This window comes from Stenotrophomonas sp. SORGH_AS_0282, assembly GCF_030818125.1.
GTDB lineage: Bacteria > Pseudomonadota > Gammaproteobacteria > Xanthomonadales > Xanthomonadaceae > Stenotrophomonas > Stenotrophomonas rhizophila_A.
The window spans coordinates 17860-39334 of the sequence record NZ_JAUTAB010000001.1 but is presented as its reverse complement, the minus strand read 5'-3'; the positions used below and the strand labels follow the sequence as shown (position 1 = coordinate 39334).

Below are 21475 nucleotides of genomic sequence, written 5' to 3'. Positions count from 1 at the left end.
ATTGGGATGCGACCCTACCAGCGCGCGCGGGTGGAATCCTGCGCGGCTTGGTACCAGCCCGGGCGGCAGGCGACGCGTACTACCGGGTTGACCATGCGCAGCAGCAGGCAGCCGGGTGCGATGTGCAGGCTCACGCGCGAGCCGGTTTCCATGCCGGCGGTGGTCATCCACATGCCGCGCAGGTGCAGTGAGGGGATCAGCACTTCGCCGGGCCTGGGTTCGTCGTCGTCTTGACGGTCTGCGCCGATGAGGACGGTGCGGGGCATGCGCCAGTGGTAGGTGACGCGGGATCGGGCGTCGGCGCGGGAATCATCTTTGTTGTCGTGCATGGTAGGCCTCTCCTGGATGTCTCCCTCGCCGGGATGGCGAGGGAGTCGGGAGGCTGATAGCCGTGTAGAACTGAACGGTGCGACGTATTTCCACGAGGGTGTTGTATTCGGTCACCCTCCCGACGCATTACATCCACTTTCCGGAGCTATCAGACTCCTCAACCCACCATGCGGACGCGACGACCATAACGGAATTCGGTTGTATCTGTTGATTTTACCGAACCGGTAGGCGGTGCCTAACACCGTGTCGGGAATGAACTGCGAGTGCCCTGCATCCATTGCGGTGCAAGCACATTGCGAAGTGTGATGCGGTAGGCGAAGTTTCTTTCTGTGCGCTCTGCGCAGCATGAAACGCCAGGATTTTCCATGCCGCATTCGGCATGCACCGCGCGGTAGGGTCGGTTCCCAAACGACTGCCGACAATGTGGGCGATCGCTTTGACGCATGGACCTGTGCAATTGCATGGCTGACGGAGGCGTGATGCCGATCATTGCAATGCCATCGACGGTCGCGGATGCCGCGTCGGCGGTCGATTGGGATGCGACCCTACCGGTGTCGGACCCGCAATTACATGGCTGACGAAGGCGTGATGCCGATCATTGCAATGCCATCAACGGTCGCGGATGCCGCGTCGGCGGTCGATTGGGATGCGACCCTACCGATGCCAGATCAGCGCACGTCCGGTGGGGCAGTGGCGCCGATCCTTGTCAGCAGCCAGGCAGGGCCTGACTCTACTTTTCCTTTCGCCAGTTGAGCGAGCCGCGGTTTTCTACCGTGCTGGATTCGATTTCGATGTCGAAGCCGCGGCGCAGCAGGTACTTCAGCGTGAGTACCGAGCCGCTGCCCACCAGCGAGACGCCGTAGCCGACGTACAGCTTGGGCGAGATGTACTTGCCCACGCCGATCACCGAGCCGCCCAGCGCGCGCGACTGGCTCACGCCGGCGTCGTCCAGGCCGAGCTTGGCGCCCAGCTGCGAGGCCAGCAGGCCGCTGCCGGCCGACAGCGCCGCCGAGGCCGCGTTCACCTGCTGGGTCTGGTCGCTGCTGGCGCCGGTAAGGCTGCGCCCCAGCACCAGGAACGCCAGTGCTTCGGACTGCGACATCGACGGGTCCGACCACACCTCCACCCGGGGCGACTGCGCGCGGCCGGTCACGTCGATGCCGGCGGTGACATCACCCACCCGGCGCTCTGCACGGATGTTGATGCGCGGGTCGGACACCGCGTTGAAGTTCCAGTTGAGGTTGCCGCGGGTGATGGTCAGGTCCTGGCCATAGGCCTTGTAGCGGCCACTCACTTCCAGCGCACCGTTGGCGGTCATCTCGCGACCGGGCCGCGCCCACACCTGCATCTTGCCGCCCAGCCCGCCCTTGAGGCCGAAGCCGGCCATGCGGACCTTGTCGCCCAGGCTCACGGTCAGGTCCATGTCCAGCGGCAGGCTCGGGCCTTCTTCCGGATCGGCCGGGTCCAGCACCACCACGTCTTCGGACACCGAGGTGCCGCGATCCAGCCGCTCCAGGTCCAGGTCGGCTTCGGGCACGTGCACGGTGCCGCGCAGCTGCATGGCCGCCTTGGCCAGGGTGAAGTCGAGGTTGGGGTTGGCCACGATGCGCAGTTCCGGCGTGTTGGACAGCAGCACGTTTTCGCCGTGGATATGCAGCTGCAGCGGCTGTGCATCGCCGAACCACGACAGCCCGCCGTCGACGTACAGCGTGCCCTTGCCCGAGTTCGCCTGTGCGGTGATCTTCGCCGAACCATCCGGCTGCGCGGTGAAGCTGCCGCTGCCCTGGTCGAAGGTCAGCCCCAGCGCCGGGAATTCAGCCTTGAAGTTGCTCAGCTTGGCGTCGCCGCCCAGCGACGGCGTGCCGCGCGTACCGCGCAGGCTGACGTGGCCTTCGATCAGGCCGGTGGGGCGCACGATGTCCGGCGAAAACAGCTCGATCCAGTAGAGCCGCGACATGTTGAGGTACAGCTCGCCGTTGAGTGGCGCGTTGGCATCCCAGCCGGTCTGCACCTTGGCATCGACGAAGCCGTTGCCCTGGAAGCCGACACCGAGCTTGGCGTTGATCTGCGCCGGGGTCATTTCCAGCGTGGCCGAGAACTGGTCGTAGCGCACCAGCTCGCCGCGCGCGTTGTCGCCCAGGCGGATGCCGCCTTCCAGCGAGGCGATCCTGGCGCTGCCTTCCCACGCGTTGCCGCGCGGGCGGATCTGCCCATCCAGGGTGATTTCGCCGCGCAGGTGCAGGCGGCGCCCGGATTGCGGCGGCAGCCACGGCTGCACCAGGGCTAGCGGCAGCGCATCGCCGCGCACCTTCAACCCATCACGCGGCCAGTTGGCGCTGGCGCACAGCGCGCCGCCGGTGGCCGCGCCCAGGCAGGTGTCGGTCAGGGTGAAGGTGCTGCCCTGGATACCGAAGGTGGCCGGTGCGCGCAACGCCCATGCATCGCCCTTGATCGGTGCGATCCGCAGCGCGGCGATATCGCCCCGCCATGAATTGCCCTGCTGGCGTACCCCGCCCTCCAGCGCCACCGCACCCAGTTCGTTCTTCGCCTGCGCATCCAGCCGCAGGTTGGACACACTGCCGCGCGCGTCCACGTTGATCGTGTCCAGCAGCATGCCGGCCTGCACCTTGGTGCCCTGCAGCGCCAGGGTTCCGTTGCTGCCCTGCCAAGGCAGGCGGCCACGGATGCTCAGCGCTTCAGCGCTGTAATCGGCATAGCGCAGCCCGCTGCCGACCAGGTCGGCGGTGATGTCCGGCGCGGTGCGCGGTCCGCGCACCTGCACCTGGCCACGCAGCGTGCCGGTGCTGCCGGGCATCAGGTCATCCAGTTGCACCGGTTCCAGCTGCGCCTGCACATCGAGGCGGTCGCCGACGCTGCCGCGCGCGGTCAGGCGGCTGTTGCCCACCGCCAGGCGCACGTTGCCTTCGCCCTGCTGCCCGCGCAGCGCGAAGCGGCCCTGCGCATCCACGCGGCGGTTGCGCAGCATGCCGTTGATGCCGGGCACGTCCACGGTGGCTTCGTAGATCCCGGCGGTACCGGCCGGGCTGCCCGCCGGCGGCGGCAGCTGGCGGCCCTTGGAGGCCACGTTGCCGGACAGGCGGCCATCCCACCCGGGCACGAAGTAGCCGGGATCGAATGCAGCCAGCTTGGCGGCCACGTCCCAATCCAGCTGCGGCGCCCACGCCACCTGGCCGGTCACGTCGAGCGCGCCGCCGGGGGTCTTGGCCTGCAGCTGCTTGATCCGGGCGGCGGTGTCGCTGCCGCGCACATCGAACGTCAGGTCGGCCGATTGCTGTTCGCGCTCCACCGAGGCCGTGCCGATCGCCGCCCAGTTCTTGAGCGTGCCGGCCAGGCCCATGCGCGCTTCGTTGAGCGTCACCGGCACCGGCTTGGCGGCGCCCGGCGTGGTGGGATCGGCCTCGGGCACGAAGGTCAGGTCGTTGGCGACGATCGCAAAGCGCAGGCTGGCATTTTCGCGGTCACGGAAATCGGCGGTGCCCTGCAGCCGGGCCTGGCCACCGAAGCCCTTCACCACCAGCGGTGAGACGGTCAGTACCTGGTCGGCCAGGCCGACATTGGATGGCGCCAGCTCCACCGCCAGGTCGCCCTGCTGGATGCGGCCCTGCAGGTTGGCCTGCCCGCCCTTGCCGGTGGCCTGGAAATCCAGCGACAGCGGCGTGCTGGTACTGGCATCCATGCCCGGCACCAGCAGTGCCAGGTCCAGTTCCTTGCTGCGCGCACTGGCCTTCCACACCGGTTCGTCGCGGCCGTCGAAGACCAGGCTGGCCTGCAGCGGCGCGGGGGCATGCCCGGCCAGCGCGATTTCCATGCGGTCCAGGTTGCCACGGGCCACCAGCCCGAGCCGCGCCGGGGTGCGACCACGTGGTGCCGGCAGCACCGCGCCAATGGTGATGTCGGTGGAGTAGTCGTTGCGCGGCACATAGCGGCCGTCCACACGGAAGTCGCCCAGGTCGCTGTCCACCTTGAGCTGGCGCGCGCGGAATTCGCCGTTGGCGATTTCCAGCCCACCGCGCAGCCTGGTGATGTCGATCAACGGCTCCTGCGCCTGGGTGATGCGGAAGCCATCGATGATGATGGTGTCGGCCTGGATCGCCAGCGGCATTTCGATCTGCGGCAGCGAACCGGGCCACGAGGGCATTTCGAACGGTTCATCGCTCTTGGCCAGGTTCAACGTGGCGTTCTTGATCTGCAGCGCATCCAGCTGCAGCTTGCGGCCCAGCAGCGGGCGGATATCCGGATCCAGATACGCGCGCTCGGCGGTGAAGTGGATGTCGTCGTAGCGGAAATCCAGGTTGTGCAGCACCAGCGGCCCGGCCACCGGGCCATCCACCTTGCTCCAGGTCAGCGTGGCGCCCACCGGCAGCCGCGCCACCACCTGGGCCAGCAGCACATCGCGCCCGGCCACGGTCTGCAGCAGCCAGTACACCAGCAGCAGCGCCAGCAGCACCAGCCCCAGCACGGTGAAGCCGGACCACGCCCAGAACCGGCGCTTGCGGTAGAAGCGCACGCGCGGCGGCGGCGGGGTTGGCGTGGTCGGGGTCGGCGTGCTCACAGGTCCGCTCCCACGCTCAGGTACAGCTGGAACTTCGAATCCGGATTGTTCAGACCGTGCGCGATGTCCACGCGCACCGGGCCAACCGGTGATTTCCAGCGCACGCCGAAGCCCACGCCGGTATGCAGGTCGATGGTGTTGTCGAACGCGCTGCCGGTATCGACGAACACCGCGCCGCCCCACGGCCCGCCCTTGAAGTAGTGCTCGTACTCGGCCGAGGCGGTCACCAGGTTCTTGGCACCCAGTGCGAATTTATCCGGCGGAGGCGTGCGCGGGCCTACTTCACGGAACGCGTAACCTCGGATGCTGCGGTCGCCACCGGCGAAGAAGCGCAGGCTGGGCGGCATCGCCACCAGGTCGCTGGTCCAGGTGGTACCACCTTCGCCGCGCAGGATCAGGCGGTCGGCATCGCCGACCGGGATGAACCAGCGCAGCATCACACTGGCCTGCACGAAGCTGGTATCCGAACCTGCGCCTTCGATGCCGCCACGCATGGTCGCGCTGCCACTGATGCCCTTGCGCGGGGCCAGGCGGTCGTCGACATTCACGTAGTCGGCCACCAGCTGCGGATACACCAGCGTGGAGGTGTTGTAGATCGCGTTGGTGAATTCGGTGCCCGAGGCATAGCGCCAGCGCTCGCGCAGGGCGTTGATCGAGGCGATGGCCGTCCAGTTCTCGTTGATCTCGCCGCTGCGGCTGCCGATCAGCTTGAAGTTGCGAAGGTCGATGTAGTCGGTCTGCTCGTCATACGCGCTGGCAGTGAGCCCGTACCACCCGTCCAGCCACTTGAACGCCGGGATCCGGTAGGTGGTGACAAGACTCTTGCGCTTCTGCGCGTAGTCCAGCTGGGTGTTCATCTTGTGGCCGCGGCTGTTGAGGAAGCGCCGCTCCAGGCCGCCGCGCACACCGGCGCCGCTTTCGCTGCCGTAGCTGATACCGGCCGTATAGATGCTGCGCTTGGCCCGGGTCAGGGTGACATCCACCGGCACGTTGCCGTTCTCGTCGGCCTGGTCCGGCTGCGGCTGGATGTCGATGACGCTGAAGTAATCCAGCTTGGTCAGCGATTCGCGCAGGCGGTCCAGCTTGCCTTCGTGGAAGTAACTGCCCTTTTCCCAGTACACCAGCGGGTCGAACAGGCGCTCCACGAAGTAATCCTGGTGGAAGCGGATATCGCCCATGTTGTAGCGGCGGCCGCTGTCCCAGGTGAGATCGATGTCGGCGGCATTCTCGGCGCGGGTGATCTCTACCCGGCGCTGGGTGAAATCGGCATCGAAGTAGCCACGTTCGGCCAGGCGCCGGGTGATGGTCACGCGGCTGGCGTCGTACAGCGTGTGCTCGAAGCGCTGGCCCTTGCGCGGCCGGAAGTTCTCCAGGTCTTCCTGCAGGTACTGGTCCAGCTGTGCCGGGCCGGTGATATCGATGTTCTCGCGCGCGCACCAGGGTGGGCGGACCACGATCGACGTGGATCACCACGCGCACGTTCTCGCCTTCGCGCGGGCTTTCCACCGTGATCACCGGGTTGTAGTAGCCGAATGGTTCCAGCGCGCGCCGGGTCTGGCGCTCGGCCTGCGACAGCAGGTATTCCAGCCGCGACTCGCCCTGTTCCTTGCCAATGGTGTCGTACAGCGACAGCGAGACTTCGATGTTCTCGATCATCTCGGCATCGTCGTCCCTGTCCAGGCCGGTGATGTCCACCTTCTCGATGGTGCCGCGCGCATGCGCGGTCGAGGCGATGGCCAGCGACAGGAACAACAGCGGCAGGAAATATTTCAAAGGCGGCATGGGCACAGGATAGCGGGATCGTGCCAAAAACGAAGCCCGTCGCTGCGGTGCATGCGGCCTCGAGCATCACGCCATATTCACGCAGGCGGAAGGTGAGCCAGAAATTGTGGCCAGTCCATCGAGGGGGACACGGAGATTTCGTAGGCCTCACCGCTGTCCACGCCGGACTCGATGCAGATGCTGAAGAACGCAGGCGCCCCCCTGCCCGGCACGCAGGCGTAATAGCAGTCGCCGTTACCGTGGTTGTTGTAGCGGCCGAAGATCAGCACCCCGTCGCGCAGGGTCAGATTCCCGCCGCAGGCATCGAGCCCGTGATCGCGGTCCCCGGGCGCCAGGTTCCGTTGCACCGGCCCGCTGGCATCAGCGTCGTGCAGGAACCCCTGTTCGAGATAGGCGCGCAGGTCGTCGGCGATCCCGCTGCGGAACAGGTCGCGGGCGAACGCGGTGGCCTGGCTGCCGAACAGCAGGAAATCGTGCTCGCGCGTGCCCAGGGCCTGCTCGCGGTCGGCCCCGAGAACGGAGGCGTCCGCTGCGGTGAGGCCCGGTGTGCTGGAAAGTGCGGCAGGACGGCCGGCGCCGTTGATGATCATTGCAAGTGCTCCCGGAATCGGTGGTCCAGCGGCGGCCGGGGCTCGCACCCCGGCCGTCGCACCTTGACATGGTGCCGCATCCGCATGCGGCGCGCCTCAGAATCCCTCGGCTTCATACTCCGTCCGCGTCCAGAGCCGCGGCACCGGCCGCGGCGGCGGCGATGCCAGCAGCTGCTCCTCCGCCCATTGGCGGACATCGGGCTTCTTCAACTCGGCGGCGGCCATCTGCCGAATGTCGTTTTCGGAATGGCCTGCACCCTCCCATGCGACGCGGTGCTTCTCCATCACCCGCAGCATGGCCTGCTCCGACCGCCACTCCAGAGCCTCGGTCGGCGTGTCGAAGTGATAGAACAGGGTAAGTTTGACACCGGGCAGCATCTCCTCCAACTCGGCCAGGCGGCGATCACAGCTGTAGGAACAGGGGTTGCTGTCGGACAGGATGCCGACCTTTCCCTTGACCTTCGGTATCGGGCCCCTTCCATCGAGAAGGTCCGCGATCGCAGGCACCGCCTTCTTCAATGCGTCAAACCAGCCCTTCAGGATCTTGCTCTCGCTGCATGAGCGGATCTGATACAGGTAGTAGTCGCCGGGAGTCAGGGATTTTGCATTGCTTGCCAGCAGACTTCCCTCGCCAACGTACTGCCGCATTGCCTCCGAGAGCGACTTGCCATCCAGTGCGTCGAACTCCGCGTCGGTCAGCTCGGCGAACGACCGGGCCTGCTTCCCGCCCGGCACCGTCACCTGCAGGTCGCGCTCGGTCAGGGTAATCTTCTTCGACGCCTGCCCCGGTTCGGCCAGCTTGCCTACCGACGGCATCAGGTCTGCACCCAGCGGATAGTCCGCACGGAACAGGTCACTCTGCATCGGCTTGCCCTCGGCCTGTGCAGCGGGCAGGAACACGCGGCGCACCGGCACCGGCTTGACGAAGTTTTCCGGGTGCATCCATGCCCGCGGCACGGTACTCAAGGCGAAACCACTGTCCGGGAAGTCCGGTGATGGACCCAGCGGCACCCCGTCGTACGCGATGTCGTCCAGACGGTAGTAGGCCGCGTTCATCAGGTCGTAGCCGTTCAAGGTGCGGAAGTTCTTCTTCTGCAGCTCCTTCATGCGTGCGGCGTCGACCGCTGGCAGGGATTGCTTCTCCAGCTTGAGCTGCATCATGCGGCTGGTCAGCGCCTTCAGTTCGCGTTCTTCCGCGCGCAGGCCGGTGTAGGTCCGGTCCAGTTCGTGCCGCATCGCGCCCAGGCTGCGCTGCATGTCGTCACGCAGTGCAATCATGTCCGGACCCAGCGAGATGCTGTCCGGGGGATCGCAGTCCGCCGAACGGCGGGTGCGTTCGTGGGGCCGTGCCTCACTGTTGGGGCTGCTGTCGGGCACCGGCTTGAGCGGTCCCCTCAGGCTGCAGCGCTGCGCGATCGGCATCTGCTTCATCTGCTCGACCACTTCGCGCCGCAGCGTGGTTGCGTCGCCCAACCGTCGTTTTTCGGGTGCGGCAAGCTGTTCGAACAACGCGTCCTGCCAGTGCGTATGTGCCTTGTGCTGCGCATCCGACACGATCAGTGCGCCGCCCGTGCCAGGGCTGAAGACCAGCCGTGCTTCGGCAACCCCGGGCGTTGCCGAGCCGACCAGCAGCACAGAACCGCCCGGGCCATCGTCACGCACCTTGATGGTGCGGCCCGGCAGTGCCGACTGCAGGTGGGTGCCCAGTTGCTGCACATCGGCAAGTGTTCCGAAGGCGTCGTTCACCACCGCCTGGCGTTGCTGCCGCTGCGTCCGGCTGGTGAGCGTGTCGGCCACGATCGCGCGGATGTCCGTGGAGAATATCCACGATTCCACCTCGCGCTTCTGCAGGCCGTTGGAGCGGGTGATGATCTCTTCCGCCTCGGCCTTGGTGAGATCGGGGAAGTGTTTGACCAGGTTGTCCGCTGCCGTTGGCAGGCGGTGCTGGGCGGCGATCCAGCGTTGCCAGGTGAGGCGGCTCTGCGCCGGGTCGGCCTTGATCACCCTGCCCAGCTCGCTGCGCACCGCCTGCAGCAGCGCGTCGCGGCCGGTGTCCGCCGGTAGTTTCAGCCGCGTGGCCAGGGCGGTTGCGTCGGCAGCGTCGACCAGGGCCTCGATGCCGGGCAAGGTGCGCGTGTCGGCCACTTCCACCATCAGCCCGACGGGACCGCGGCCGAAACGTGCGCCTCGGGTCCACTCGCCGATGGTGTCGACATAGGTTTCCACACCCTTGCCGTTGCCCAGTACAGGGCTGTCGGCCCAGGCGCGCATGATGATCGCCTCGTCGCCGGGCATGCCCAGCGATTCAGGGTCGCCGAGAATGCGCTGCACACGCTGGTCGATGGTGAGCTCCTGCACCACGTGGCGCAGGTCGGCACTGGGTGAGGAATCACGCGAACGCACGCCGAACACCGCCTCCAGCTCGTCCAGCTTCTCCGGCGGCAGGTTTTCCGCCTCCGGCAGGCGGCTCACCCACCCGCGCCCGCCCACCGGCGACAGCGTGGTGGTGCCGCGGTGCGTCGGCGGGCGCTCCTGCCGGTACCAGGCGTTGTTCCTGAATTCCACCGGCGGACCTGGCGCCTCGGATGCATCAGGCATGCGCAGGCGCACATCGCGGCCATCGGTCACCGCTTCGACGAAAAGACCTTCCTGCCGGATATATGTACGGTCCCGCTGCCGGTACAGCAGGCCGCCACCGGCGAGCGGTTGTTCCAGCATGGGCAGCGCTGCGGTCGCCAATGCGTTGTCCGACACCGCGAAGCCCTGGTTGACCAGTCCGTCGGCGCTGAACCCCCGCCGCTGCAGGCGCAGCTGGCGCACTGCAGCGGTCGCCTCGGCGATGCTGCCCAGGCTGCGCTTGCCGAGCTGGTACAGCAGGCCTGGGATCGCGGTGATCTGGGCCGGGTCGAGCAGGTCGACCACCCCCCCGCCGATCTCGAGGATGCCGTCATCGACCAGGCCGCGCTCCAGGTAAACCAGGCCCCGGTGGAAACTATCGACCACCACCCCCAGCGTGCCGGCCAGGCACAGCAGCGTGCCGGTGCCGCCACTGGCGAGAGAACACAACGCGCCCACGCCGATCGTGCCGATCATCCTGAGCGTCTCGACCAGCTGCTCGTGCGGGCTCACCGTAAGCTCGTCCACATCGTCGATACGCGCGGCGATCAGCGTGGCCGCCGCCGCCTGCGGCCCACGCGTGGCCGCGAAGCCGAACGGGATGCCGCGCGAGCTGGCGGTATGCTCGAACGCCCCGGCCAGGTCCGGGTGGTAGCGATACTGCGCGCGGGCGCGTACGTAGGCTTCGGCCTCGGGTCGGCGCAGCCAGGCGGCGAAAGCATGCCAGTCCAGCACCTGGTCGCCATGGGGGGTATCGGGCAGGAACACTTGGAGTCCGACAGGCGTCAGGATCGCCCACAGCCCCACCAGCGGGTGACCATTGAGCGTCACTATCTGCAGGGTCGAGGTCCTCGTGCCGACCGGGTCGAGCTGCGCGTGCGCCGTTTGCAGCGCGGCGTGGGTGGCGGCGTCCAGCAGGCCGTCCTGTCGGGCCACCTCGATCATCCACGCGGTACGCGCGCGGATCTGGTTGCCCAGCGCAGCGGCGAAGGCCCTGCCCTCCCCGGTGCGCGGCAGCGCGCGCAGGTGCTCAATGTAGGCCGTGGCCAGCCGGTTGCTGGTGGCGAAGCTCTCCAGCTCGCCACAGATCGCCCGGCGCAGCGCCGGGTCGGCCAGCCGCGCGGTGAGCTCGGTGTCCACCCCGCCCTGCGCGTCACCGCGCCACGCCACTAGCTGCATCGCGTCCAGCGTCGCATCGTCCAGCCAGGTGGCTTGCGGCAGCCGGGCATTGGGCATGCCGGCCGCGTCGGGCGCCCAGTCCGGGGCATTCAGCGGTACCGGCGGCCGGGGCAGCCCGTGCTGCTGCCAGCCGCGGGTCGCCCAACGGGTCAGGTCCATGTGCTGCTCGCCCAGCTGCAGGCGGACCCGGCTCGGATCGAAGCCCGCCAGCGAGCCTTCGAAACCGGCCATCCGCAGCGCGCCCACCATGGCGTCGGTAACGCTGGGCTGCGCGTGCGTGTCCAGGGTCTGCAGGGCGCTGTCGCGGCGCTGCTCGTAGGCGGCGTCCGCCGCTACGTTGGCAATGCCCAGCGGGCTCCAGCGCAGCAGGTTGCGGCCCAGCTGTTGCTGCGCCAGCGCCTGCCCGTGATTGACCAGCGTGTCGGCCCACTGCTGGCGCGCCCCGTCGGCGTGGTCGACCGGAGTGAAGGCAAGGGTGAAGCTTGCGGCCGGGTTCCATGCCTGCGGCCCGCGCTGGCCGCTCTGGTAAAGCGCGAGGCGCTTTTCCCAGTCATCGACCAGTTTCAGCAGTTCGCGACGGTGCTCCGGCGGCGCGGCCTGCACGATGTCGTCGCCCAGGCTGCGTTGCACCCCGCCTTCGGCGGCGAAGGCACCGCTGCGGGCGCGCTGGGTATCCAGGAACTCGCGGAACGCGTCTTCGTCGCCGAATGCCTGGAAACGCGACAGGTCCGAGCGGTACAGCACCACCTGGCCGCGCAGCCCCCTCGTCCTTGGCGGCGCTGCGCAGCACCAGGTAGTTCGGCACCGGCACCGTAATCGCGCTGCCGTCGGGCAGCCGGTCCACATAGGTCAACGTGGCGCGTTCGACCGCGCCGGTGCCCTGCAGGAAGCCCAGCACCACCTCCGCACCGCGCCGATGCGCGTCGCCGCTGCCCAGCCGGCCCAGCGCCTTGGCCTTGAGCGCGTCCAGCACCAGCTGCGCCTGCACGGCTGCACTGAGCGCCGGCCGCGCCTGTTCGACTCGGGCGGCGATGTCCACGCGCAGGCGGCTGGCGTCGGCACTGGCCAGCGCCTGCCTGAGCTGGGCCCACTCACGCGGGGTGACCGGCAGGTCATCGCGCAGGAACGACGCCTCACCGGCGCGCGGCCGCGACAGGCAGTACGCGAGCAGCGGCAGGCGGTCGTCCACCTGCATCCCGGCCACGTCCTTGTGCGGCAGACGCACTTCGATGTCCATCCAGTTTCCCTGCCACCCCGCTTTCTGCAGCAGTTCTTCCATCACCGCATCAGCCGCGTTGTCCACCGCGTCCAGGGTGGGGGCGATCCTGCGAAGCGCATGCCAGTGGCCGACCAGCAGTTCCTGTTCCGAGGCCGACAATCGCGCCACCCATTCCCAGCCGGGCTGCGTGGCGATGTCGCGCGCTACCGCTACCGACCACAGACGCATCGACTGCAGCTGCTGCATCAGGGCGGGATCGGCGCGCAGTGCATCCAGCTGCGCGGTCGACACACCGTGCCGCTGCAGGTCGGTTTCCTGTTCGCCTGCGCTGTAGGCGGTGGCGGCGGGTGCCGCGCGCCGCGCGCGACCGCTACGCTGAGTGGGCTCCAGTTCGCCCAGCAACAGGTCCAGCCCGGTACCCCAGTGGCCGTCCCGCAACCCAACCACCTCGCCGGCCAGCTGTTCGGCGAGCGCGATCGGCGTGGCGGCGGAGGTGTCGGGCCAGAAATAGCGCTTCAAGCCAATCACTGCCGCACCCGCACCGGTTACCGTCGCTGCCGCTGCCAGCGCCAGCGGCGTCCGTCGCAGATTGGGGAACATGCGCGCGGTGGTAGCCGCTCCCGTCGCCACTTCAACTGTTTCGGGCGACATCAGCGGCTCGGTGACCACCTCGCGCAGTGCCGAGCCACCCATCAAGGTCATTTCCACTGAGGGTGCGGCCTGTGGCACCGACTGGAAGCCACCCCGTGCCGCATGGCCCAAGGTGGCAATGCCGGCGCCCAGCCACGCAAGCCAACCGCTCTGCGGGCGGCTGCCCGGTGACGTCGCCGCATCGGCCGGCTGCGGTGCGGCAAGCGCGGCGGCAGGTTCGCGGGTCGGCCCCCCTGCCTGCAGGGTGCCGGGCGCGCGTGACGCTTCAAACGTCACCGGCTCAAGGCTGTCGATGGTCGGGCGGATTCGTGGCGGGCCCGACCGCATGCCCCGGTCCGCCCAGCGCTGGAACTCGATCCGTTGTGCCTTTTCCTCCGGGCCTGGACGCAGTGCGCGTTGGTCGCGTTCGACCGGCGCGTCTGTTTCCCCATTGGCGGCCACCGCGCCCGGTGCAAGCAGCGCCCCGCCCACGCCGTTGAGCACGGCGATGCGTTGCCAATGCAACGGCAGTTCGGCGATGAAGCGACCGATCCCCTGCAGCTTCCCCGCCGGCTTTGGCAGCGAGCGTTGCACCTGCCAGAGCAGCGCGGCCACCGCCAGCGCCGACACCAGGTGTCCGCCGCCGAGGTTGGGGCGCAGCTGCGCGTCGGCTTGGCCAATCTGCTCATGCAGGTTCCACAACCCGGTCCGGATCGCCTCCGGCAGCGACTGCACCAGTGCGTCGAACTGGTCATGTGTGCGCAGCGACGGCAATGCCGCTGCCAACGATGGCAGAACCGCCGCGAGGCTGCTCCAGCTGCCGTTGATGGCGGCGCGGGCGAGCTGTCCCGCCGTCAACGCATTGCCGGCCCAGCTGGGCAGTTCGGCCAACAGGGTGCCCCAGGCCGCGCGACCCAGCACGCCATCCAGCAGGTTGATGCCGAGGTCGCGCAGGACGGCCACGTCATGGCCACGCGCGGCAAGTGCCTGCTCCATACGCTCGGTCACCACGTCGCGCGCTTCCACGGTGTTGGCAGCAGCGAGGTGCGTTTCCAGCATGCGTACCAGCGCGCGGCTTTCAGGCGCGCCGGTGGCGAGGATTGCATCCCTCACCGCGGCTTCGCGCGGACTCAGCGGTACCGCCCGCGAGGAAACCGCCGGTCTCTTCGGCGCCGTCGCATTGCCGACCCTGGTGGGTGTATGTGTGTTGTGCACGTCCTTCTCCGCATCGGTATCGGCCAGCGCGGCGAAGCGGTTGAGGGTAGAAACGGCGGGAACGACGTGGGGCAGCTTGGGCATGCGGCGGTACTTCCGTGCAAAGCGGGGGCGAGCCGCGCAGGACGCACGCGACGTGTCGGTGCCGCGTGGAAGTGCGGCGCCGGATGATCACGCGGCGCTGGGAAATACCGATTGCACGAATTTATCGTTTTCTGATTTTTCCTAAGAAACGCTCAATCAATATTCAGATTGATTGCAGTTTTCGTCGCATTCGAGCAAATGCGCATAAAAAGAAAGCGCCCGAACCAGTCGGGCGCTTTCAAGGGTGAGACGCGATAAGGCTGTTGCCGTCAGCTGGACAGATGCTCGATCGCCGCCACGCTGCCCAGGCGGTCGCCCAAGCGCTTGAGCAGCGCCAGACGGTTGCCGCGCAGCGCGGGATCTTCCGCGTTGACCATCACCGCATCGAAGAACGCATCCACCTGCGGGCGCAGGCGGGCCAGGCGCGCCAGCACGCTGACGTAGTCCTTCTGGTGCAGGCTGGCATTGCTGTCGTCGATGGCCGCTTCGACGGCTTCAGCCAGTTCGCTCTCGGCCGGTTCGGCCAGCAGGGCCGGATCGACCATGCCGGGAATCGCCCCCTCGGCCTTGCGCAGGATGTTGCGGATGCGCTTGTTGGCGGCGGCCAGCGCTTCGGCTTCCGGCAGCGCGGCGAAGATGCCGATGGCGTCGATGCGGCGGTCGAAGTCATACAGCGAGGCGGGCTTCAGTTCGGCCACGGCGTTGAAGTGCGTGGCCGGCACACCCTTGTCGGCGTAGTAGCCGCGCAGGCGGTCGATGATGAAGTCGTACAGCTCGTGCGGCAGTGCGTCGGTGTTGCGCTCGGCACTGGGCTGCACCGCCGCCGGCAGGCCGGCAAAGGCCGTTTCCAGCAGCGCGCGCAGGTCCAGCTCGAAGCCGGATTCAATGATCGTGCGCGCCAGGCCCAGCGCGTTGCGGCGCAGCGCGAACGGGTCCTTGTTGCCGGTCGGCTTCAGGCCTGCGGCAAAACCACCGGCCAGGGTGTCGGCACGCTCGGCGATGGCCAGCACCTTGCCCAGGTCCGACAGCGCGATGTCATCGCCACCGAAGCGCGGCTGGTAGGCCTCATCGATCGCCAGCGCGACGTCGGGCGATTCGCCACCGGTCACTGCGTAATGGCGCCCGGCAATGCCCTGCAGCTCGGGGAACTCGTTGACCATGCGCGACTGCAGGTCGTTCTTGGCGAGCACGGCGGCGCGCCTGGCCAGTACCGGATCCGCGCCCACCTGCGGTGCAATAAGCCCGGCCAGTGCCACCACGCGCTGCACCTTGTCGGCCACCGAGCCGAGCTTGGCCTGGTAGGTGACGGTCTTGAGACCCTCGCCCATGGATTCCAGGCCCTGCTTGAGGTCTTCGTCGAAGAAGAACTTGGCATCGGCAAAGCGCGGGCGGATCACCCGCTCGTAGCCCTTGGCCACTTCGGCCACGTTCTTCGATTCGATGTTGGCGATGCCGATGAACTTCTCGGTCAGCTTGCCGCTGTTGTCCAGTACCGGGAAGAACTTCTGGTTGATTTCCATCGTCTCGATCAGCGCTTCCTGCGGGACCGCCAGGAAATCGCGTTCGAAACTGCACAGCACCGGCGCCGGCCATTCAACCAGGTTGACCACCTGTTCCAGGTTGTCATCGGTGATGCGCGCCTGGCCACCGGCGGCGGTGGCTTGGGCATTTACCGCCTCCACGATGCGGCTGCGGCGCGCGTCGGCGTCCACCAGCACATAAGCGGCCTGCAGCGAACTGACGTAGTCGTCCGGCGAGGACAGCCACACGGTCTTGTCGTGCATGAAACGATGGCCGCGGCTCATGCGGTCGGACTTCAGGCCCAGCACTTCGGCCTCGATCACGTCCTTGCCGTGCAGCAGCACCAGCCAATGCACCGGGCGAGCGAAGCCGTAGGCGTGCCTGCCCCAGCGCATCGGCTTGGGAATGGGCATGGCGGCAATCGCTTCGGCCAGGATCTCCGGCAGCAGCGCCGCGGTGCGCGCACCTGGGGTCACCGAACGGTGCACGAAACGCTCGCCCTTGGCATCGCTGGTGCGCTCCAGCGCGGTCCAGTCGATCCCGGCCTTGGCCGCGAAACCCTGCAGCGCCTTGGTCGGCTGGCCATCGGCGTCCAGCGCGATGTTCAGGTACGGGCCCAGCACTTCACCGCGCTGTTCCGGCTGCTCCACGGCCACGCCGGGCAGCAGCACCGCCAGCCGGCGCGGGGTGGACAGCGGCTTGGCGTCGCCGCGTTCCACTTCCACGCCACGCTTGGCCAGGCCGTCCACCACGCCATCGAAGAATGCCTGGGCCAGGCCCGGCAGCGCCTTCACGGGCAGTTCTTCGGTACCCAGTTCAATCAGCAGCGGCAGCATCGTGCTCATGCCCGCACCTCCTTGGCCGCCACCGCTTCGAGGCGCTTGGCTTCATACAGTTTCGCCACCGCCTGGGCCAGCGCGCGCACGCGCAGGATGTAGCGCTGGCGCTCGGTCACGCTGATCGCGCGGCGCGCATCCAGCAGGTTGAACGAATGGCTGGCCTTGCACACCTGCTCGTAGGCCGGCAGCGGCAGGCCCACCTCCACCAGCTTCTGCGCTTCCTTCTCGCACGCGTCGAAGCGGTGGAACAGTTCTTCCACGTCGGCGTACTCGAAGTTGTAGGTGCTCTGCTCCACTTCGTTCTGCAGGTACACATCGCCGTAGGTCACCGGCGTGCCGTCGGGCCCGTAGGTCCAGACCAGGTCATACACGTTGTCGCAGTTCTGCAGGTACATGCACAGGCGTTCAAGACCGTAGGTGATCTCGCCCAGCACCGGCTTGCACTCCAGGCCACCGGCCTGCTGGAAGTAGGTGAACTGGGTCACCTCCATGCCGTTGAGCCAGACTTCCCAGCCCAGGCCCCAGGCGCCCAGGGTCGGCGATTCCCAGTTGTCCTCGACGAAACGCAGGTCGTGCACCAGCGGGTCGATGCCCAGTGCCTTCAGCGAATCCAGGTACAGCTGCTGGATGTTGTCCGGGCTGGGCTTCATCGCCACCTGGTACTGGTAGTAGCGCTGCAGGCGGTTGGGGTTTTCGCCGTAGCGGCCATCGGTCGGGCGGCGCGAGGGCTGCACGTACGCGGCATTCCAGCTTTCCGGGCCGATCGAGCGCAGGAAGGTGGCCGGGTGGAAGGTGCCGGCACCGACCTCCAGGTCCAGCGGCTGGATCAGCACGCAGCCCTGCTGCGCCCAATACTGGTTGAGGGTCTGGATCAGGCCCTGGAAAGTGATCGGAACGTTCTGGGTCGCGGACATGCGGCGGAGTCTTGCCTGCTCAGGGGGTGCGCTAGTATAGCGACGGACCGCCCGCCGGCATTCCAGGCAAGCTGCCATCACGCCGTGCAGGCCCCGCTCCGAGGATTCTGGCGCCATGGAACACCGCTCACCGGCAACGCTCGCCCCCGTTCCTGCTCCGGGGCCCCTGCCGCCGGGCCGGCTGGATTTCGATCAGGTGGCGGCCGCCATGGTGGCCGACGGGCTGGTCGCGGCCAGTGATGTGGAGCGCATCCGCTTTTCCGGTCAAGGCGCCCGCAATGCCAGCGAGGTGCACCCGCTGGTGCTGCTGGCCAACCTGAAGCTGGCGGCCGCCTCCGGCGGAGAGCTGGGCCTGGAACGGCTGACCGATTGGCTGGCCACCCGAACCGGCACCCGCTACCTGCGCATCGATCCCACCCGGGTGGACGTGGCGGCGGTGACCGCGCTGGTCTCCCATGCCTATGCCCGCCGCCATCGGTTCCTGCCGCTGGCGGTGGACAGCGAGCGGCTGCTGGTGGCCACCAGCGAGCCGCTGGCCCAGGAGTGGCTGCTCGACCTGCAGCACCTGGCCCGGCGCCGGATCGAGCTGGCCATGGTCAACCCGCTGGACCTGCACCGCTACACGATGGAGTTCTACGGGGTGACCCGGTCGGTGCGCGGGGCGCGCGGCGATGTGCGCGGCGAGGCCAGCGGCATCCTGCCCAGCTTCGAGCAGCTGGTGGAGCTGGGCCGCTCCGGCGATGTGAACGCCGATGACCAGCACGTGGTGCACATCGTGGACTGGCTGCTGCAGTACGCCTTCGAGCAGCGCGCCTCGGACATCCACCTGGAACCGCGCCGTGACATGGGGCGCATGCGTTTCCGCATCGACGGCGTGCTGCACAAGGTGTTCGAGGTGCCGCCGGCGGTGATGACCGCCATGGTCAGCCGGATCAAAGTGCTGGGCCGCATGGACCTGGCCGAGCGTCGACGGCCGCAGGATGGCCGCATCAAGACCCGCTCGCCGGGTGGGCGCGAGGTGGAAATGCGCCTGTCGACCATGCCCACCGCCTTTGGCGAGAAGTGCGTGATGCGCATCTTCGACCCGGATGCGGCCTTCAAGAGCATCGACCAGCTCGGTTTCAGCCCACAGGAAGCGGCTGGCTGGACCGCGCTGGTGGAGCGCCCGCACGGCATCGTGCTGGTCACCGGCCCGACCGGTTCGGGCAAGACCACCACCCTGTATTCCACCCTGAAGCGGCTGGCAACCCCGGACGTGAACGTGTGCACGGTGGAGGATCCGATCGAGATGATCGCGCCGGAATTCAACCAGATGCAGGTGCAGACCAACATCGACCTGGACTTCGCCGCCGGCGTACGCACCCTGCTGCGGCAGGATCCGGACATCATCATGATCGGCGAAATCCGCGACCTGGAAACGGCCCAGATGGCCGTGCAGGCGTCGCTGACCGGCCATCTGGTGCTGTCCACGCTGCACACCAACGATGCGCCTTCGGCGATCACCCGGCTGCTCGACCTGGGCGTGCCGCATTACCTGTTGGCCAGCACCATCAACGGGGTCCTGGCCCAGCGCCTGGTCCGCACGTTGTGCCCGCACTGCAAGGTGCCCAAGCCGCTCAGCGCGGCCCAATGGGCGGTGCTGGCTGATGCCGATGAGGCATTACCAGAGTCACCCACGCCATATGCGCCGGCCGGTTGCCTCGACTGCCGGCGCACCGGCTACATGGGCCGGGTAGGCCTGTATGAGTTGCTGCCATTGAGTTCGCGGCTGCGCGGGCTGATCCGGGCGGACATGGATCTGGCCGGTTTCAACCGGGCCGCACGTGCTGAAGGAGTACGAACCCTTCGCCGCGCGGGGCTTGAAAAGGTGGCGGCAGGGCTGACTACAATCGAGGAAGTCCTCAGCGTGCTGCCTCCCCCCGATGAACCGCTCGCCTTTCCTGATTCTTGAAACCGGCCAACCGGTCGCTTCGCTGCGCCGGTACGGCCGTTTTCCGCACTGGATCCGGGTCGCGGCGGGGCTGGATGCGGACGAGACGGTGGTGGTGGACGTGGAGCACGGCGGCGAGCTGCCCGACCACCGCGATTTCGCCGGGGTGATCATCAGCGGCTCGGCCGCCTACGTGACCGACCGCGCCGACTGGAGCGAGCGCAGCGCGCAGTGGCTGCGCACCGCCGCGCATGACAACCGCCCGGTGTTCGGCATCTGCTACGGCCACCAGCTGCTTGCACATGCGCTGGGCGGTGAGGTGGCCTACAACCCGGCGGGGCGCGAGTCGGGCACGATCGAGCTGGCGCTGGAGCCCTCGGCGGTGGACGACCCGCTATTCGCGGGCCTGCCGGCGCGCTTCCCGGCCCATGCCACCCACCTGCAGACGGTGCTGCGCGCGCCGGAGGGCGCGGCCATCCTGGCGCGCTCGGCGCAGGACAACTGCCACGCCTTCCGCTGGGGCCAGCAGGCCTGGGGCGTGCAGTTCCACCCGGAGTTCGCCACCCACCACATGCGCGGCTACGTGCGGGCGCGTGCCGAGTGCATCGGTCGCCACGGCGGCTGCGCGCGCAGCGTGGCGCGCGGGGTCAGTGCGGCCCCGCTGGCCCGCCAGCTGCTGCGCCGGTTCGTCCGCCAGGCGCGCAACAACTGAAAGACCGCCGGGAGCGACCTTTCCTTCAGGTGATGGGCACGGAAAACAGGGATAATCGTTGGTATTCGGGGCGTACGCGCCCTTCCCCCTGTTCCGGAATGGTATGAGCGAAATTCGCAAGCTGCCCGCCTCGGCGGGCGCCCAATGGCTGCTGGACGCGTTCACCCTGTATCGCCGCGCACCGCTGCAGCTGGCGGTCCTTGGCGTGATCGGCATGCTGGTCAGTTCGCTGATCCTGGTGCTGGCGCAGGCATTGCCGAGCTGGCTCGGCGTGTTGCTGCAGCTGGTGTCGGTGGCGGTAGGCCCGCTGGTGTTCGGCGGCATGCTGGTGGCGGTGAGCGAAGTGGCCCAGGGCCACCGCGCCATGCCGACCCACCTGCTGCAGCCGATCCGCGACCGCCGCGTGAGCCACCTGCTGGTGCCGCTGGCGATCCAGCTGATCGCGGTGATTGCGCTGGGTACGCTGTTGTACGTGATGATGGGCCCCGACGGCCTGACTGCCACGGCCGAGATGTTCCGCAAAATGCAGGAGCTGCAGCAGTCCGGCGCCACGCCGAGCAATGAGCAGACCATGGCGCTGATGGCCGGCGTACCGGTGGTGCGCATCCTGCTGTGGCTGCTGATTGCATTCGGCACGTTCGTGGCGCTGAGCATGGCGATGTTCACCCAGCCGGCGCTGGTGGTGTTCGACCACCAGAGCGGCATGCACGCGCTGCGCATGAGCCTGCAGGGCTGCATCCGCAATTTCGGCGCGATGGCGGTGTTCATGCTGCTGGGCCTGATCGCGGCGATGTGCATCTACTTCGTGATGATCATCGTGATGCAGCTGGCGCTGATGGCCGGCGGCGCCGGTGCAGCCGCGTTCGTGATGCAGCTGACCAACACCGCGGTGATCATGCCGCTGTACGTAGGTGCGGTATACGCCGCCTGGAACCAGATGTTCGCCCACCGCGGCCGCGCCGCCCCACCGCCGGTACCGCCGTCGAACGGGCCTGGGAATATTTTCGCTGCTTGATTGAGAGCAACAGCGACAGCAACAGCAGCGTTTCAGTTGCTGCGGGCTGGGGCCGGGCGACGGGCAGCCCCCTCCGGGACACGCCGTGAATCCATCCCTGGAGGCTTGTCAAAAACATCCATGTTTTTGACAGTCCCTCCGGGGGCTACCCGCCGCCCGGCCCCGTCATGCATCGCGCTGTGCGGAGGGAAGAGCAGCGTCGCATGGCGTCGCTCTACCGTGCGCGTGCGTATCCGGTAATGCATTGAAAGAATCAAAGACGTAGAGCGACGCCCTGCGTCGCTGCTTTGCTTTGTTTTTGCTCTGCTTTCGTATCCGCACCCGCA

Annotated in this window: 10 protein-coding genes and 1 pseudogene; 4 read left to right on the top strand and 7 right to left on the bottom strand. The window is 67.8% G+C overall.

Going from position 1 to position 21475, the window contains the following annotated elements; genetic code table 11:
- Nucleotides 1-14: 14 nt before the first annotated feature.
- The 3 genes and pseudogenes from QE395_RS00140 to QE395_RS00130 form a co-directional block, all read right to left on the bottom strand.
- On the bottom strand, nt 15-329 hold the full coding sequence (locus QE395_RS00140) for a SymE family type I addiction module toxin (protein WP_249833359.1): 315 nt from the start codon (nt 327-329) through the stop codon (nt 15-17).
- A 731-nt stretch (nt 330-1060) separates the two neighbouring features.
- Nucleotides 1061-4903, bottom strand: coding sequence for a translocation/assembly module TamB domain-containing protein (locus QE395_RS00135; protein WP_306987228.1), 3843 nt, complete (start codon nt 4901-4903; stop codon nt 1061-1063).
- Nucleotides 4900-6598: pseudogene (locus QE395_RS00130) on the bottom strand (autotransporter assembly complex family protein). The gene QE395_RS00135 and the pseudogene QE395_RS00130 overlap by 4 nt, the downstream one beginning before the upstream one ends.
- Here QE395_RS00130 and QE395_RS00125 point away from each other — a divergent pair.
- A complete protein-coding gene (locus QE395_RS00125) occupies nt 6546-6698 on the top strand; it encodes a hypothetical protein (RefSeq protein WP_306990565.1) in 153 nt (50 codons plus the stop codon). The pseudogene QE395_RS00130 and the gene QE395_RS00125 overlap by 53 nt on opposite strands.
- 64 nt (nt 6699-6762) lie before the next feature.
- On the opposite strand, the gene QE395_RS00120 is transcribed toward QE395_RS00125, so the two are convergent.
- From QE395_RS00120 to glyQ, 4 genes are all read right to left on the bottom strand, one after another.
- A complete protein-coding gene (locus QE395_RS00120; RefSeq protein ID WP_249833362.1) occupies nt 6763-7275 on the bottom strand; it encodes a hypothetical protein in 513 nt (170 codons plus the stop codon).
- A gap of 96 nt (nt 7276-7371) precedes the next feature.
- Nucleotides 7372-11814 carry a hypothetical protein gene (locus tag QE395_RS00115; protein ID WP_306987227.1) on the bottom strand — a complete coding sequence of 1481 codons (4443 nt, stop codon included), beginning with the start codon at nt 11812-11814 and terminating at the stop codon, nt 7372-7374.
- Nucleotides 11815-14487: 2673 nt separating this feature from the next.
- The gene (gene glyS / locus QE395_RS00110; RefSeq protein ID WP_306987226.1) at nt 14488-16584 is read right to left on the bottom strand and encodes a glycine--tRNA ligase subunit beta; all 2097 of its coding nucleotides are present in this window, start codon (nt 16582-16584) and stop codon (nt 14488-14490) included.
- Nucleotides 16581-17492, bottom strand: a complete 912-nt coding sequence (gene glyQ, locus QE395_RS00105; RefSeq protein ID WP_306987225.1) for a glycine--tRNA ligase subunit alpha — start codon at nt 17490-17492, stop codon at nt 16581-16583. Before glyQ ends, glyS begins: the two co-directional genes overlap by 4 nt.
- A gap of 115 nt (nt 17493-17607) precedes the next feature.
- Here glyQ and QE395_RS00100 point away from each other — a divergent pair, with 115 nt between their 5' ends.
- From QE395_RS00100 to QE395_RS00090, 3 genes are all read left to right on the top strand, one after another.
- A complete protein-coding gene (locus tag QE395_RS00100; protein ID WP_306987224.1) occupies nt 17608-19443 on the top strand; it encodes a GspE/PulE family protein in 1836 nt (611 codons plus the stop codon).
- A complete protein-coding gene (locus tag QE395_RS00095; protein ID WP_068847921.1) occupies nt 19415-20134 on the top strand; it encodes a glutamine amidotransferase in 720 nt (239 codons plus the stop codon). Before QE395_RS00100 ends, QE395_RS00095 begins: the two co-directional genes overlap by 29 nt.
- Nucleotides 20135-20237: 103 nt before the next feature.
- Complete coding sequence (locus tag QE395_RS00090; RefSeq protein WP_184126062.1) at nt 20238-21149, top strand: BPSS1780 family membrane protein; 912 nt, start codon at nt 20238-20240, stop codon at nt 21147-21149.
- Nucleotides 21150-21475 lie beyond the last annotated feature (326 nt).